At 29.1% G+C, this 15,645-nt stretch carries 15 protein-coding genes; 9 read left to right on the plus strand and 6 right to left on the minus strand.

From position 1 onward, the window contains the following. Positions 1-395 precede the first annotated feature (395 nt). From EGM88_RS16060 to EGM88_RS13595, 6 genes are all read left to right on the plus strand, one after another. A complete protein-coding gene (locus tag EGM88_RS16060; protein ID WP_238988449.1) occupies positions 396-1,394 on the plus strand; it encodes a DUF2141 domain-containing protein in 999 nt (332 codons plus the stop codon). A 3-nt stretch (positions 1,395-1,397) separates the two neighbouring features. Next, complete coding sequence (locus EGM88_RS13575) at positions 1,398-1,817, plus strand: DUF2141 domain-containing protein (protein ID WP_123898972.1); 420 nt, start codon at positions 1,398-1,400, stop codon at positions 1,815-1,817. A 3-nt stretch (positions 1,818-1,820) separates the two neighbouring features. Then, positions 1,821-3,146 carry a 2TM domain-containing protein gene (locus EGM88_RS13580; protein ID WP_123898973.1) on the plus strand — a complete coding sequence of 442 codons (1,326 nt, stop codon included), beginning with the start codon at positions 1,821-1,823 and terminating at the stop codon, positions 3,144-3,146. A gap of 50 nt (positions 3,147-3,196) precedes the next feature. Then, positions 3,197-3,511 (plus strand): 2TM domain-containing protein, encoded by a 315-nt coding sequence (locus EGM88_RS13585; protein ID WP_123898974.1) that lies wholly within the window; start codon positions 3,197-3,199, stop codon positions 3,509-3,511. Positions 3,512-3,521: 10 nt separating this feature from the next. Beyond that, positions 3,522-3,866 (plus strand): 2TM domain-containing protein, encoded by a 345-nt coding sequence (locus tag EGM88_RS13590; RefSeq protein WP_123898975.1) that lies wholly within the window; start codon positions 3,522-3,524, stop codon positions 3,864-3,866. Positions 3,867-3,930: 64 nt separating this feature from the next. Beyond that, a complete protein-coding gene (locus tag EGM88_RS13595) occupies positions 3,931-4,686 on the plus strand; it encodes a LytR/AlgR family response regulator transcription factor (RefSeq protein WP_123898976.1) in 756 nt (251 codons plus the stop codon). 3 nt (positions 4,687-4,689) lie between these two features. Here the strand turns inward: EGM88_RS13595 and EGM88_RS13600 are convergent, their stop codons facing one another. Then, entirely contained in the window at positions 4,690-5,613 is a 924-nt protein-coding gene (locus EGM88_RS13600; protein ID WP_123898977.1) for a homoserine kinase, read from the minus strand. Between the two features lie 2 nt (positions 5,614-5,615). Continuing rightward, complete coding sequence (thrA, locus tag EGM88_RS13605) at positions 5,616-8,060, minus strand: bifunctional aspartate kinase/homoserine dehydrogenase I (protein ID WP_123898978.1); 2,445 nt, start codon at positions 8,058-8,060, stop codon at positions 5,616-5,618. 580 nt (positions 8,061-8,640) lie between these two features. Between thrA and EGM88_RS13610 the strand changes: the two genes are divergently transcribed. From EGM88_RS13610 to EGM88_RS13620, 3 genes are all read left to right on the plus strand, one after another. Beyond that, positions 8,641-9,012 (plus strand): VOC family protein, encoded by a 372-nt coding sequence (locus EGM88_RS13610; RefSeq protein WP_123898979.1) that lies wholly within the window; start codon positions 8,641-8,643, stop codon positions 9,010-9,012. Positions 9,013-9,380: 368 nt separating this feature from the next. Then, a complete protein-coding gene (locus EGM88_RS15830) occupies positions 9,381-9,875 on the plus strand; it encodes a LytR/AlgR family response regulator transcription factor (RefSeq protein ID WP_162497587.1) in 495 nt (164 codons plus the stop codon). An 82-nt stretch (positions 9,876-9,957) separates the two neighbouring features. Next, the gene (locus tag EGM88_RS13620; RefSeq protein WP_123898981.1) at positions 9,958-11,157 is read left to right on the plus strand and encodes a dioxygenase family protein; all 1,200 of its coding nucleotides are present in this window, start codon (positions 9,958-9,960) and stop codon (positions 11,155-11,157) included. Positions 11,158-11,229: 72 nt separating this feature from the next. Here the strand turns inward: EGM88_RS13620 and lysA are convergent, their stop codons facing one another. The 4 genes from lysA to EGM88_RS13640 form a co-directional block, all read right to left on the minus strand. Beyond that, entirely contained in the window at positions 11,230-12,438 is a 1,209-nt protein-coding gene (lysA, locus tag EGM88_RS13625; protein WP_123898982.1) for a diaminopimelate decarboxylase, read from the minus strand. 78 nt (positions 12,439-12,516) lie between these two features. Further along, entirely contained in the window at positions 12,517-13,755 is a 1,239-nt protein-coding gene (gene pepT / locus EGM88_RS13630; protein ID WP_123898983.1) for a peptidase T, read from the minus strand. Positions 13,756-13,819: 64 nt separating this feature from the next. After that, the gene (locus EGM88_RS13635) at positions 13,820-14,377 is read right to left on the minus strand and encodes a hypothetical protein (RefSeq protein ID WP_123898984.1); all 558 of its coding nucleotides are present in this window, start codon (positions 14,375-14,377) and stop codon (positions 13,820-13,822) included. Positions 14,378-14,501: 124 nt separating this feature from the next. Beyond that, positions 14,502-15,539, minus strand: coding sequence for a WD40/YVTN/BNR-like repeat-containing protein (locus EGM88_RS13640; protein WP_123898985.1), 1,038 nt, complete (start codon positions 15,537-15,539; stop codon positions 14,502-14,504). Positions 15,540-15,645: the final 106 nt, after the last annotated feature.

Consider the following 15,645-nt stretch of genomic DNA (forward strand, 5'->3'; position numbering starts at 1 on the left):
AGTCGATTAGAGTGAAAGTAATACCCTTTATCTAATACAATGTCTCGGTTATTTTACTTCTTATTTCTCTCCATAATCATTGGATTTTACGAACATCCGTATTAATAACTCCTAACAATTGTATAAACGCATTGTGTTTATATCCGTTATGGCATTAAATATAATTAATTTTTTAAAATTATAAAATTGACTGTACGTATAGGTTTTAAATGTTAATGACTTGACATATCATTTTCAACAACAACTATTTTTGGTTCTTTGCTTTTAGGTTCTATTTCTAACCAATTTAACAATTCATCCTTAAAATAATACAATTCAGTACTTACTTTTTTTTAACACCCTTGCTTTTATAGACTTTTGAAGTGTAATTAATTATTAACTAAAAATAAACACTCATGATTAGAATTGTAACAGCACTCTTAGTTTTTTTAGTAAGTCAAGTAATTTTATCGCAAACAAATTTTGAAAAAAGTATGAAACAAGGGTTTGTATTAATGTCAGAAAATAAGTTTAAAGAGGCTGCAAATACCTTTGAACGTATTGCTCAAGTAGAAACCGACAATTGGTTGCCTTACTATCACTTAGCTTTATTAAAAACATGGACAACTTTTGAAATGGAAGACAAAATAAAAGTAAAAGCTCAACTAAAACAAGCCGAAGAATTGGCAGATAAAGCAGCTATAATCTCTCCAGATAACTCAGAAATATATGTGTTAAAAGCATTAATTAATGTAGCTAAAATTGCTATGGATCCTATGACTTATGGTGCAAGTTTATCGCCAGCAACAACCAGCCTATATCAAAAAGCAATAGCATTAAATAAAAATAATCCTAGAGCCCATAGTGGTTTAATAGAGTTTGAAATGGGTGGTGCTCGTTATTTTAAACAAGATTTATCGCCATATTGTAAAAGGTTAAAAGAAACCGTAGCATTGTATCAAAATTTTAAACCAGAATCTGAGTTTCATCCAAATTGGGGAATAGAAAGAGTTTTAGAAGTGTTAAAAGAATGTGGTGAAACTGTAGAAATATCTAAAAATACAGAAGGAGTTACAGTAACGGTACAAATACCTAATCTTACTAGTGATAAAGGGTCTGTAGTTTTCGCTTTATACAATAAAGAAACATTTATGAAAGAGCCATTACAAGGGGTAGAAGGTAAAATTACAAATAAAGCTACAGAGGTTAAATTTGAAAATGTAATACCTGGTGAATATTCAATTATATGTTATCATGATAGTAATGAGAATAAAAAATTAGACTTTTCTACTTCTGGTATACCAAGTGAAGATTGGGGAATGTCTAATAACCCTATTTTAATGGGACCACCATCTTTTAATAGTTCTAAATTTATAGTTGAAAATAAATCAGTAGATTTAACTATTAAATTTTAAGACATGATTTTTAGAAAATTAGCTTTCGTATTCTTACTATTCAGCTCATTGGTAACTTGGTCACAATCAACTTGTAATTTAACGGTTACATTAACTGGGCTAGATTCTAAAAAAGGGAAACTGTATGTTGCTGTATACAATACTAAAGAGAGTTTTCTTAAATCGCCTTTTAAAGGAGAAATTCTTGAAATAGATAATGGAAAAGCTATTGCAGTTTTTAAAGATTTACCACAAGGGGTTTATGCGGTTTCTTCATTTTACGATAAAAATAACAATGGTAAATTAGATACTAATCTTATGGGAATACCTAAAGAGCCACATGCAACTAGTAATAATGCAACAGGAAGTTTTGGTCCGCCAAAATTTGAAGATGCAAAATTTAAACTAGAGAAAAAAGAAACAGTGATTACAATTCAATATTAAAAAATGCAAAATTTTATAAAAACCATACTGCTAGGTTCTGTAATAGGTATTTTAGTATTTATAGTGTTTTTAGTTATTCGTTATGTAGGTGGTGGGTCTGTTGTATTTGATAACAATTTGCTAATAAATTTCGGATACTATCAATTGTATGCTATTGTATTAACTTTTGCCAATAGTTATTATTTCTATTATTTAAATACCCATGTAAAATGGGAAAAATATGCAAAATACAGGTTGCTTATAGGGGCTTTAGGTTCCGTTGCGGTAACTATGTTTAGTATATTTTTAATTAGAATGTTCGTTTCTGTTGGTATTCATAAATTAAGTTTTACGGAGTTTGTTGCTAATGAAAAGCCAATTTACTATTTAATTTCTTTATTAATTACTTTGGTAATCTCATTGTTTTTTCATGCTGTTTATTTTTATAGAGAATCTCAGAAAAATAAAGTTACCGAACAAAAAATAATTGCTGGTACGGCTTCTGCTAAATTTGATGCACTAAAAAATCAATTAGATCCTCATTTTTTATTTAATAGTTTAAATGTACTTACAAGTTTAATTGATGAAAATCCTGATGCGGCTCAAAATTTTACAACGTCGTTATCTAAAGTATATCGTTATGTATTAGAGCAGAAAAACAAAGAGTTAATTAATGTTGACGAAGAATTAAAATTTGCTAGAACTTATGTGAGCTTATTAAAAATGCGTTTTGAAGACAGTATTGTTTTTAATATTCCTGAAAAAGCTAGTAATCCAGAAGCAAAAGTTGTTCCGTTGGCCTTGCAATTGCTATTAGAAAATGCAGTAAAGCATAATGTAGTAAACTCTAAAAATCCGTTGCATATTAAAATTTACGAACAAGAAGGTTACTTGATTGTAGAAAATAATTTACAAACCAAAGAAGTATTAAAAAAGAGTAGTGGAGTAGGACTTGCTAATATACAGCAACGTTATCAATTGGTAACAAATAGAAAAGTATCTATTCAAAAATCAGCCACCACTTTTATTGTAAAAATACCCATGTTAACAAAACAAATTTCAGTTATGAAAACACAAGAAGATTATTTAGAAGATAAGCGATATTTAAAGGCTAAAGAAAAGGTAGAAAAAATTAAAGGTTTTTATGCTAATTTAATTTCATACCTAATAATTATTCCATTTTTGGCCTATTTAAATTACAAAACCACAAGTTTTCCTTGGATTATGTTTCCTGTTGTAGGTTGGGGGTTTGGACTTATAATGCATGGTATGGAAGCGTATGGGTACAATCCTCTTTTAGGTAAAGATTGGGAAGAGCGTAAGATTAAAGAATTTATGAATAAAGATTAAAACATGAAGGAAACTTTAAATAATTAGGAGCATAAGTAAATAATAATATCATGGAAAATTTAGATAAAGAAAATAAATATATAAAGGCTAAAGAACGTGTAGAAAAAATTAAAAAGTTTTATAATAATTTATTGTCGTATGTAATTTTTATTGGGCTTTTGGCAGGGTTAAATTATTATATTGATCATTGGAATTATCCTTGGTTTTTGTGGGCTGCTTTTGGCTGGGGAATTGGATTGTTTTTTCATGCAATAAAAGCTTTCGATTGGAATCCCTTTTTTGGAAAAGAATGGGAAGAACGTAAAATTAAGGAATATATGAGTAAGGGTGATAGTGATTATAAAAAGACACAGCATTGGGAATAAACTTTTAATTATGGAATTAGAACAAACAAATACTATAAAATATAGACAAGCGAGAAAACGAGTAAAAGAGTTAAAAGGGTTTTATTGGCATTTGGCAATTTACGTTTTAATAAACCTTTTTATAACTATAAATAAAGTGATTAGTAATTATTACAATGGACAATCCGAATCATGGAGCGAAGCCATTTGGAATTTTGATACCTTTTCCGTTTGGATTTTCTGGGGTGTTGGAATTGCTTTTCACGCTATAAATATTTTTGGTTATCCTTTAATTTTAGGTAAAGATTGGGAAGAATGTAAAATCAAAAAACTTATGGAAAAAGAAGAAGAGCAATCTAAATTATTTAGAAAATAATTTTATCTAATGTACTTATTTTAAACTGCTAATAGTTTACTTTTAAAACTACTAAGAATTATTTATGAATGTAATTATTATAGAAGACGAAAAACCAGCTGCTCGAAGATTAAATAGAATGCTGCAAAAAATTGATGTTAATGCAGCTGCTATGTTGCATTCCGTAGAAGAATCTTTACAGTGGTTTCAAGAAAACAAACATCCTGATCTTATTTTTTTAGACATACAATTGTCAGATGGATTATCTTTTGAAATTTTTGAAAAAGTTACTATTAAAAGTGCAGTAATCTTTACCACAGCTTATGATGAGTATGCATTACAAGCGTTTAAGTTAAATAGTATCGATTACCTTTTAAAACCAATTGATTCAGAAGATTTAGAACAAGCTGTATTAAAGTTTAAAGATAGAATTCCTCAAAAAGAAAAAGTCTCTATAGATTTTGATGATATTAAAAAGTTGTTAGTAAATCCGTTAGAACGTGAGTATAAAAAACGATTTACTATAAAAGTAGGGCAACATATAAAAATGGTTACAGTTGATGCTATTGAATGTTTTTATAGTGAAAATAAAGGTACTTATATTCATACCACTGAAGGTAGAGATTATTTACTAGACATGACTTTAGATCAATTAGAATCAGAGTTAGAACCACAGACTTTTTTTAGAACCAGCCGTAAGTTTTATGTCAATATAAATGCAATAAAAGATATTATTTCATATACCAATTCTCGACTTCAAATCAAGTTAAATTCTTACCAACATCAAGATATTATTGTAAGTAGAGAGCGTGTTAGAGATTTTAAAGATTGGTTATCTTAATTACTACTCAATTATTTCACAACCATTTAAATTAACTTTTGAAACATATATGTTAAAATCAATAGTAGTTTTACTATAAATAGTTCTCATTGATTCTGCCACATTTTTGGCTATTTTTTCACCTTTAGATAAGGCAAATAATGTTGGTCCAGAACCAGATATACCTACGCCTAAAGCACCTGCTTTTAATCCGTCATTCTTTATATCGTCAAAATGAGGAATTAGTTTTTTACGATAAGGTTCAGCAATAACATCTTCTAAAGATCGGCTTATAAGTTTATAATTATCAGTATAAAGGCCACTTATTAATCCGGCTAAATTAGCACTTTGTTTTACGGCATTGGCAACAGTTACAGTAGGTTGTAAAACATTACGAGCATCTTCAGTTTTTATTTCTATTTGTGGATGGATAACGGTTACCCACAATTCTTCAGGAACGGGTAATTTTACAATTTCTAAAGGATCATAACTTTTTACAAGGATAAATCCGCCATATATAGCAGCAGCCACATTATCGGCAATTGGAGAGCCACAAGCTGCTTTTTCTCCCAAACGAGCAAATTCCGTTAATTCAAGGTTTGAAAAAGGATTTCCCAATAATTTATTCATTGCAAAAGCTGCTCCTGCAGAACTAGAAGCACTACTACCTAATCCGCTTCCTGGTTTTACCTTTTTATAAAGGGCAATAGTAACACCAAAATCTGGTTTAATTTTGTCTAGCATAGCCCAAGCAACTACACTAGCAGCATTCTTATGGGAATCAAAAGTTAACTCAGCTCCTTCAATTTTACTTATGCTTACGCCCTTTGTTTCGGTTTTGGTAAAAATCATTTCGTCGCCTACAGCATTAATGGCTAACCCTAAAGCATCAAATCCGCATGAAACATTAGCAACAGTAGCTGGAGCAAAAATTTTTATTGAATCCATAATTAATTATTTGCAATTTTAATAATATCAGCAAAAAGCCCAGAAGCTGTTACATCAGCTCCAGCTCCAGCACCTTTTATAATCATTGGTTGTTCTGGATATCTTTTAGTATAAAACATTACAATATTATCCTTACCTTCTAAATTGTAAAATGGATGTCCTAAAGGTATTTCTTTTAAACCAACCTTAGCCTTACCATTACTTAATTCGGCTACATATTTTAATTGACAATTATTGTTATTAGCAGATTTTAACAAGTCATTAAAATGATTCGCATCGGTTTTTAGTGAATTGAAAAAATCGTCAACGCTTTCTGCTTTGTTATTGTTTTTAGTTAAAAAAGAATTATTTTCTATGTCTTCTAAGTTAATTTTTAAACCACTTTCTCTAGCCAAAATAAGAATTTTTCTAGCTACATCAACACCGCTTAAATCTATTCGAGGGTCAGGTTCAGTATAGCCTTCTTCTTGAGCTTGTTTTACAATTGTATAAAAGGAAGTATTCTCTTTAAAATTATTAAATATAAAATTTAAGCTACCAGATAGAACTGCTTGTATTTTAACAACTTGATCTCCAGATGTTATTAGGTTGTTTAATGTATCTATTATAGGTAAACCTGCACCAACATTGGTTTCAAATAAGTAAGGTACATTGTATTCTCTTGACAACTCTTTAAGTTCTTTGTAATTTTTATAATTGGCAGAACTGGCAATTTTATTGCAAGCTACAACGGCAGTGCTATTTTTTAAATATTTTGAATACATTGAAGCAACATCTGCATTGGCAGTAATATCAACAAAAACACTGTTTCTTAAGTTAAGCTTTTTTACTTGATCTAAAAATCCACCTAGCGAAGCTTTTTCTCCATTTTTCAACTGTTTTTTCCAAGAAGAGAGATGTATTCCTTCATCATCAAAAACCATTTTTTTAGAATTGGATAAGCCTATAATACGAATATTTATATTTAAATTATCTAATAAAAATTGATGTTGTTGTGCTATTTGTTCAATAAGTTTTGCCCCAACATTACCAACACCGGTAATAAATAAATTTAATTGTTTGTTGTTGTTTTTGAAAAAGCTTTCATGAAGACTATTGATGCCTTTTTTAACATCTTTAGCGGCTATTACTGCTGAAATATTCCGTTCAGAAGCTCCTTGAGCAATGGCTCTAATATTGACATTATTTTTCCCTAAGGTACCAAACATTTTTCCGCTAATACCTTGATGGCTTTTCATTTTATCGCCAACAATAGCAATAATAGACAAGTTTTTTTCAACTTCTAATGGCTTAATTCTTCCTTTTAAAATTTCAAATTCAAAGGCATTGTCAATAGCAATTTTTGCTAAGTCGGCATTACAATCATCAATAGCAATACAAATTGAATGTTCAGAAGAGGCTTGTGTAATTAATTTTACATTAATTTTTTCAACAGCTAAGGTTTCAAATAAACGTTTCGAAAATCCTGGTATTCCAACCATTCCAGAACCTTCTAATGTAATTAAAGTAACATTATCTATATGACTAATACCTTTAACAGGATTTTTTTTACCCTTACTGGTTTTACCAATTAAGGTTCCTTGATCTTCAGGTTTTAGTGTGTTTTTAATCTTTATAGGAATTTCTTTTTTTAATATAGGATGTATTGTTGGAGGGTAGATAACTTTTGCTCCAAAATGAGACAACTCCATTGCTTCTACATAAGAAATTTGCTCAATAGGCATTGCTTGACTAACTATTGAAGGGTTTGCCGTAAACATTCCACTTACATCTGTCCATATTTCTAACACATCAGCATTCAAAGCGGCAGCTATAATTGCAGCAGTATAATCAGAACCACCACGCCCTAAAACAGTAGTGTCTTTATGTTCAGAGGAAGCTATAAAACCTGGTAAAACAGTAACATTAGCCTCATTTGATTTGAAATACTTTTGAATATTTTTATTGCTTATTTCAAAGTTTACCGAAGCATTGGTGTAATTTGTATTAGTTGTTATTAATTCTCTAGTATCTTTTCGTGTTGCTTCAATAGCATTTTCTTGTAATGCTTTAGTAATAATAAATGAAGAAAGTAATTCTCCATGACTTACAATATTGGCTTCACTTTTAGGAGAAAGTTCACTAATTAATGAAATACTATCCAATACCGATTTTAGATTAGTCAGTTTTTCATTTACAAATCTTAACGCATCATTTTTTGCTTTATCTGTTAATAATTTATAGATAATTTGATGATGAATAGAGGTAATTTCATCGACAACAGAAGCGTAAGCAGTTTTTTTTATTGATGCTAGTTGTGCTGCTTCTAACAATAAATTGGTAACTTTTGCAAAAGCCGAAACTACTATAATTTGCTTTTCTTCTCCATTAGAAGAAATTATATTAATAATTTTTTTAATGTTTTCTGAAGAACCCACCGATGTTCCTCCAAATTTTAAAACTTTCATGGTTTAACTATTGAATTTGATAAAAGATTAAGTGCCATTTTTAAAAAATAGGCCAAAAAACTAGGAATAAGTACATGATTAACCCCTAAGGGTTGTAATGGTAGTATATGCATTAAAAATAGTACTTTTTATGCGAGTAGCTGAAATGATATATGGTACTGTTAATTGCATGGTTCAAAGGTACTAGATATTGTTTTAAAAACAAGCAATGTTTATCATTTTTATCAAATATTTATTCTTTTGGGTTTAATTTTTTTAAATTTTTAGTATTAAGCTCTGTTGTTGTTAAAAATATAATTGTATTTTTATACATAATCTATAATGGTGTGGAATTACAATTCGGATTGAAGATAATTTTTTATTACAAATGAAGGGGCTGATAATTTATCTGCTGCAGCTCCATAAAATAGAAATGAGATTGAAAAATTAATGATAGAACAAGTGTTTAAACAATTTTAAACTGCGGAAATTGGATGAGTTAAATTGATTTTAGTTGTTTAAAATAAATTTAATTTTTCTAGTCTTAATGATGGAATAAAAGGGGGTAGAATAAATAATTAATTTTTAAAATCAAACAGTTATGAAACTAGGTGTATTTTCAATAAGTTTAAGCGTAAAAGATATTTCTACTTCCAAAATTTTTTATGAAAAATTGGGTTTTGAAGTTTTTGGAGGGGCGTTAGAACAAAATTATCTTATCATGAAAAATGATAATACTTTGATAGGTTTATTTCAAGACATGTTTAAGAATACTATTTTAACTTTTAATCCGGGATGGGATGCAAATGCAAATACTTTAGAAACCTATGATGATGTTAGAGTTATTCAAGAAAAGCTTTTAAAAGAGGGATTAGTGTTAGAAAATAAGGTTGATAAAAACTCTGAAGGTCCTGGAAGTATTGTTTTGAAAGATCCAGATGGAAATACTATTCTTATTGATCAGCATATTTAAAATGGTCTTATATACAGTGGAAGTCTAATAAAATGCAGCAAAAACTATTAAATACAAAAATAAGAACTTTCTTTTACCATAATTTTGGAGTGTTTTTTATGTTATTATGCACTGTTTATGGTTTGGCAATTTTACAAGATTATTTGTTTTCTGAATTTTATGCAACAAGATTTTACTTGTCAGAATCTATGCTTTATAATATATACTGGTTGTTTTTTCTACCTTTTTTATTTGGTATACTTCTTTTTTATAATAAAACCAACTTATGGTCTATTGACAAAATAATAAAATACCACCTGTTTATAGGAATAAGCATAAGTCTGCTACATATTTTAGTATTTACCAGTTTTTTTATTTTGATAAGTTTGATGCTTTATAATACTCCGCATCGCTTTTTAGGTATTTTTAAATCTGCAATATCTAATCAATTATTTATTACCATACTAGTATATGTTTTTGTTCCTTTTACGTTTTATACAATTGTGAAAAGTCAAAAAGAAAAATCAATTTTAAATCGTAATTCAAGTTTTATATCTTTTATTGATATTAAACAGAATACAACTATTATTAAATTAGAAGTGAATACAATTCAAAGTATTGAAACAGATAGACCTTATTCTGTTTTAAGAACTGAAGATCGTAAATTTTTACATTCTAATAGTCTTAAAGCCTTTGAACGTTTATTGGATCCTACTGTTTTTTTAAGAGTACATCGTAAAGCTATTATTAATAAAAATTTTGTTATTAAATTGCAATCGAGAAAAAATGGAGATTATGATGTTACATTATCTAATGGACAGTGCGTTAGAATGAGTAGACATTATAGACAAAATTGGAAAAAATTAATTAACCATTTAGCCTAAAATACACTCCATACAGCTATTTTAAGCACCATTTCTTTTACTCAATAAGTAATTCCTATTAAATTGTCTTTCAAAAAAGATAATGAAAATTAATATGTACTTCCTGTTTTTAGTCCTTTTTTGTTTAACTAATTGTAAAGGGCAACCTGATAATTTAAAAACGGTATTAAGTGATAATTTTGATACCCAACCACCTTTTTATTACGGAATGCCAGATTCACTTAGTTATAAAGATGTAAATCCTATTTTTGATAATAAAGGGCAAAAATTGTTACTTACAGGAACTGTGTATAAATTGGATGGAAAAACGCCAGTGTCAAATGTTATTTTATATTATTATCAAACAGATGCTAATGGTAAATATGTTCATAAAAAGGTTGAAAGTAGAAGTATGCCACCTAATAAATTAGGGCAAACTCATGGTTATATTAGGGGGTGGGTTAAAACAGATGTTAATGGAAGATATGCAATTTATACTCATAAACCAGGAAGCTATCCTAGTGGTACAGAACCTGCACATGTGCATTTAAGTATAAAAGAACCTACTATTGAAAAGCCTTATTACGTTGATGATTTTGTGTTTGATAATGCTAAACTATTGACATCAAAACGCAGACGAAAGTTAGAAAATAGAGGAGGAAGTGGTATTTTAAGGTTAGTGCAAAAAAAGGATGTATATATAGGCGAACGCAATATTATTTTAGGTCTTAATATTCCTGATTATGCTAAAAAAGAAGTTGCTAACATTAAATCAGGAAAAAGTATAGGTGAAGATATAATTTCTTTTACACCAACACATGCTTGGGGACCTGATAAAGGAACAAAAACATGCCCCATTTGTAAATATGGTTGGTATAATGGAATACTATATTTTGTAGGTGATAATCCTAATTGGAATGAAATAGAACAATGGTTAATTTTTTTAGAAAACGAAAGTCAAAAAAGAAAAGCTTATTTAAAAGCCTACTTTATCTATGGTAATAAAACTAACTATAACAAAATTAAAGTGAATAACTTGTTAGAAAACATTGGAAGAAAGTTAAATTTAAATAATGTAGCACTTACATTTGTACCTTCTTTTACAGATATAAAATCTGAGGTTTATTTAAATGAAATTAATGCAGATGTAGAGAACACATTTTTGATTTACAAGCGAAGTATTGTTATAGATAAGTATATTAATTTAAAACCTACAGAAAAAAATTTTAATATGTTTTCAAAAACATTAGATGTATCCAATAACGAATATTTTGATTTACCCAGGGTAGAGAACGATAAGTAGTATTAAAAAATAACCCTAAAAGAACTTAACTCCTTTTAGGGTTTGTAATGTTAAAAATTAATTTTATTTCTTTTAAAAACTTAATTCTAAGTTCTGACCTTTTAATAAATCGTCAATAGTCTCCCGTTCTCTGATTAAATAATCTTTGCCATCTTTTACTAAAACTTCGGCAGGTCTATATCTGGAGTTGTAATTTGATGCCATTGAGAAACAATAGGCACCAGCATTACTAAAACTTAAAATATTACCTTCAGTTATTTCAGTAATTCTTCTGTTGGCTCCTAAGGTATCTGTTTCGCAAATATAACCAACAACAGTATAAAAACGCTCTTTCCCTTTTGGGTTAGAAATGTTTTCTATATGGTGATAAGCCTCGTAAAACATAGGTCTAATAAAATGATTTAATCCACTATCAATACCTGCAAAAACAGTAGAAGTGGTTTGTTTTACCACGTTCACATGAGCTAAAAATTTACCAGCTTCACTTACCAAAAATTTACCAGGTTCAAACATTAAGGTTAAATCTTTCCCATAACTTTTACAGAATTCATTAAAACGCTTACTTAGTTTTTTACCTAGTTCTTCTATATCTGTTGAAATGTCATTTTCTTTATATGGAACCTTGAATCCACTACCAAAATCGATAGAATCTAGGTCTTTAAAAGACTCTGCTGCATTAAATAGGATTTCAGTAGCACGTAAAAATGCATCAACATCATAAATATCAGATCCAGTATGCATGTGTATTCCATTAATTTTCATCCCTGTATTTTCAACAACACGATGTATGTGTGGCAATTGATGTACGGAAATACCAAATTTTGAATCGATATGACCTACAGAAATTTTAGAATTTCCCCCTGCCATAACATGTGGATTAATTCGAATACAAACAGGTGTTTCTGGATATTTTTGTCCAAATTGTTCTAAAATTGAAATATTATCAATATTTATATGTACACCTAAATCTCTGGCTTGTTCTATTTCTTCTAGAGAAACACCATTTGGAGTAAAAATAATATCTTCTGGTGCAAAACCTGCTTTTAATCCTAATTGAACTTCTTGTACAGATACTGTGTCTATACCAGAATTTAATTGTTTAAAAACCTTTAGAATATTTATGTTAGAAAGTGCTTTGACAGCATAATTTATTTTCAGATTTTTAACTCCTGAAAAAGCATTGGTCATACGCTCATATTGCGAAATAATCTTGTCTGCATCGTAAACATACAAAGGTGTATCATATTTTTTAGCAAGTGATAATAATAATTTTCTATCCATGGTTAAAATTTAAAGGGCGTAAAAATAAGGAACTAATTGAGAGGATTTATATTTTGTTTGAATAATTACAATATTAAGCTATTTGTTCAGTTCTTTTGATGCGGTAATCTCTGCAATTTTAACAATAACTTCTACGGCTTTTAACATAGATTCTACAGGAACATATTCGTAACGTCCATGAAAATTATGTCCTCCAGCAAATATATTAGGGCATGGAAGTCCTTTATATGACAATTGTGATCCATCTGTACCGCCACGAATAGCTTTAATAATAGGGGTTACACCTACAGCTTTCATAGCTTCTTCAGCAATATCAACAATATGCATTACGGGTTCTACTTTTTCTTTCATGTTAAAGTATTGGTCTGTAATTTCAACATGAACCAAATCTTTACCAAGTTTTGTGTTTAAATCATCAGCTACTTTTTGAAATGTAGCTTTTCGTTGTTGAAATAAATCCATATCATGATCACGAATAATATAACCCAATTCGGTCTTTTCTACTTCGCCATTAAAAGTATGTAAATGATAAAAACCTTGATAACCTTCTGTTTGTTCCGGAATTTCATTTTTTGGTAAAGCATTTACAAATTCATTAGCTATTAGTATTGAATTAATCATTTTTCCTTTAGCATAACCAGGATGTACAATTTTTCCATTGATGATTACTTTAGCTCCAGCAGCATTAAAATTTTCATATTCCAATTCTCCAATCTGACTACCGTCCATAGTATACGCCCATTCGGCTCCAAATTTATCTACATCAAAAAGATGAGCACCTTTACCAACTTCTTCATCAGGTGTAAAGCCTATTTTAATTTCTCCATGTTTTATTTCTGGATGTTGAATGAGGTATTCCATTGCAGTTACAATTTCTGTAACACCTGCTTTGTCGTCTGCCCCTAATAGAGTAGTTCCGTCAGTTGTAATTAATGTTTGCCCTTTATATTGGAGTAAATCTTCGAAATAATCTGGAGATAAGATAATGTTCTCTTCTTTGTTTAAAACAATGTCTTTACCATCATAATTTTTATGAATTTGTGGATTTACATTCGTGCCAGAATAATCAGGACTGGTATCTATATGAGCTATAAAACCAATGGTTGGCACTTTATAATCTACATTGCTAGGTAGAGTTGCCATGATATAACAATTATCATCAAGGGTTACATCTTTTAATCCTATTTGTTTTAAATCTTCAACTAAGACTTTAGCCAAATCCCATTGTTTTTCAGTACTTGGAAATGCTTTATTTTCTGGATCAGATTGTGTGTCTATAGTTATGTATTTTGTAAATCTATCTATAATGTGTTGCATGGTATTGTTTTATTTTATTTCTATTGTTGCTACAAATAATATTGCTTAGTAAGGTGAATTAAAACTATTCAATCAATTCTAATGTTTCAAATAATTCTACAGATTCGCAAATTCTTTCTTCAGTTAGTTTATTGCCAAAAATTTTAGAAGTTAGCATTATATATTCATCAATATTTGTTTTAAGATATACTTGTAAATAGTGATAACTAATTCCTGATCGATATCCTTCTGAAAGATTATAATACATTGGTTTTTCTTTAAAAGTTCCATATCCTTCTTTAGTTAATTTTAAAAGTTCTCTTTGTTGGATTGTATCGTTTATTTTTTTCGCAAAATCGGTATCTAAATTTAATTCTCCTTGTCTCCAAGCCATTTCAAGGATAATAGTTTCAGTTAATTGCTTGGTAGTATCGGCAGAATAAATTTCAGAAGAATATTCATCATAGTAATGTGTTGTTTTCCAGCTTTTTGGAACCTTGATTCTAAAGTTTTTTAGAAAATCTCTATGTTCTTTTAGTTCTGAAAAATTGGTATTTGTAACACAATCAAATTCCTTTTTTAAAGAATTGCTATTACAACTAGTAAAGGTGATAGCTAAAATAATTATTATAATTTTTTTCATAGTAGGGGGTGTTCTATTCTTTATTGTTATGATATTGCAATATTTAAGATTTGGAGGTTACAACTATATATATGTGATTTGAAATATTAATTATTAGGTTAATTTTACACGATTATAAGTGGACTTATTTTAAAATCATTTTCCCGATTTTTTTATCACCTGCTAACCAAGCAAAGTTTTTGTTCACAAATTTAATGGTATAATACCCTTCATTACTTACTTTTTTCCACGTATTTCCTCTATCATTAGAGAATGAAATACCAGTGGAACCAACAGCAAATAACTCTTTTCCATTTGTGTCAGGGACATATTGTACACAACTTTTATACCCTGGCTCTTTACCTTCAGCAACCAATTTCCAAGTTTTACCTCCATCTGTAGTAACGGCTTTATTGTTCTTATTATTATCTTTATCGTTCCAGTTTCCTCCGAAAATAATTCCATTTTTAGCATCGTAGAAATCAACACTATAAATTCCTGTCATCTGTTCACCTTGAATTATAGGAGTGTTGTATACATTCCATGAATTACCCATATCTGAAGAGTGAAAAACACGTGCTGATTTTCCGCCAGTAACCATCCATACATTTTTACCATAAATAGCAATATTAGTATTGCTAGCGGCAAAAGCAGCTTCGCCTTCATTAATTTTTGGTAATTTATCACAAGATATTTTTTTCCAAGTTTTGCCACCATCTGACGTTAAAATTACAGATAAACAATCATCTGTAGGGTCTCCCATGGCAATTCCATTTTTAGCATCAAAAAAAGCCATAGCATCATAAAATACTTTAGGGTGGTTTTCTTTATAAACAATTTCTAAGTCACCCTCATTATATTGGTACAATAAAGCGGGATTGCCAATACTTAGCATAAATATATGTTCTGTATTTGAAGCAATTGCCCTAAAATGAGGTACAATTGTGTCGTAAAAAACCCGTTTATCTTTTAAGTTTTGATTGTTAGGTAACATTAGCCCTAAATACCCATCAGAGGTAGCATAAAATAAACTAGAATCTTTCATGGCATAAATGGCTCTTATACTTGAACTATCAACAGGAATTTTTTCTATGTTTACTTTTTCAATAGTTCGAGGATTTTCTATTTTATCACAAGAAATAGAAAGAACTATTAATAAAATTAGGAGAATTGCTTTTTTCAATTTTATTTAAATTGTATTAGATTTACCAAAAGTAAAACTTATATCGAAATTAGCTAAAAAAATACAATATTTCTTAAATTGAAATAATGAAGTTCTCAGTTGGATT

Origin of the sequence: Aureibaculum marinum (genome assembly GCF_003813905.1) — a bacterium.
Taxonomy (GTDB): domain Bacteria; phylum Bacteroidota; class Bacteroidia; order Flavobacteriales; family Flavobacteriaceae; genus Aureibaculum; species Aureibaculum marinum.

Bases quoted from the DNA above. Each gene is read 5' to 3' on its own strand.
- lysA (WP_123898982.1), bottom strand. From the start codon at position 12,438: ATGGATAGAAAATTATTATTATCACTTGCTAAAAAATATGATACACCT.
- EGM88_RS16060 (WP_238988449.1), top strand. From the start codon at position 396: ATGATTAGAATTGTAACAGCACTCTTAGTTTTTTTAGTAAGTCAAGTA.
- EGM88_RS13575 (WP_123898972.1), top strand. From the start codon at position 1,398: ATGATTTTTAGAAAATTAGCTTTCGTATTCTTACTATTCAGCTCATTG.
- thrA (WP_123898978.1), bottom strand. From the start codon at position 8,060: ATGAAAGTTTTAAAATTTGGAGGAACATCGGTGGGTTCTTCAGAAAAC.
- EGM88_RS13585 (WP_123898974.1), top strand. From the start codon at position 3,197: ATGGAAAATTTAGATAAAGAAAATAAATATATAAAGGCTAAAGAACGT.
- EGM88_RS13600 (WP_123898977.1), bottom strand. From the start codon at position 5,613: ATGGATTCAATAAAAATTTTTGCTCCAGCTACTGTTGCTAATGTTTCA.
- EGM88_RS13610 (WP_123898979.1), top strand. From the start codon at position 8,641: ATGAAACTAGGTGTATTTTCAATAAGTTTAAGCGTAAAAGATATTTCT.
- EGM88_RS13620 (WP_123898981.1), top strand. From the start codon at position 9,958: ATGAAAATTAATATGTACTTCCTGTTTTTAGTCCTTTTTTGTTTAACT.
- EGM88_RS13580 (WP_123898973.1), top strand. From the start codon at position 1,821: ATGCAAAATTTTATAAAAACCATACTGCTAGGTTCTGTAATAGGTATT.
- EGM88_RS15830 (WP_162497587.1), top strand. From the start codon at position 9,381: ATGCTTTATAATACTCCGCATCGCTTTTTAGGTATTTTTAAATCTGCA.
- EGM88_RS13635 (WP_123898984.1), bottom strand. From the start codon at position 14,377: ATGAAAAAAATTATAATAATTATTTTAGCTATCACCTTTACTAGTTGT.
- pepT (WP_123898983.1), bottom strand. From the start codon at position 13,755: ATGCAACACATTATAGATAGATTTACAAAATACATAACTATAGACACA.
- EGM88_RS13590 (WP_123898975.1), top strand. From the start codon at position 3,522: ATGGAATTAGAACAAACAAATACTATAAAATATAGACAAGCGAGAAAA.
- EGM88_RS13595 (WP_123898976.1), top strand. From the start codon at position 3,931: ATGAATGTAATTATTATAGAAGACGAAAAACCAGCTGCTCGAAGATTA.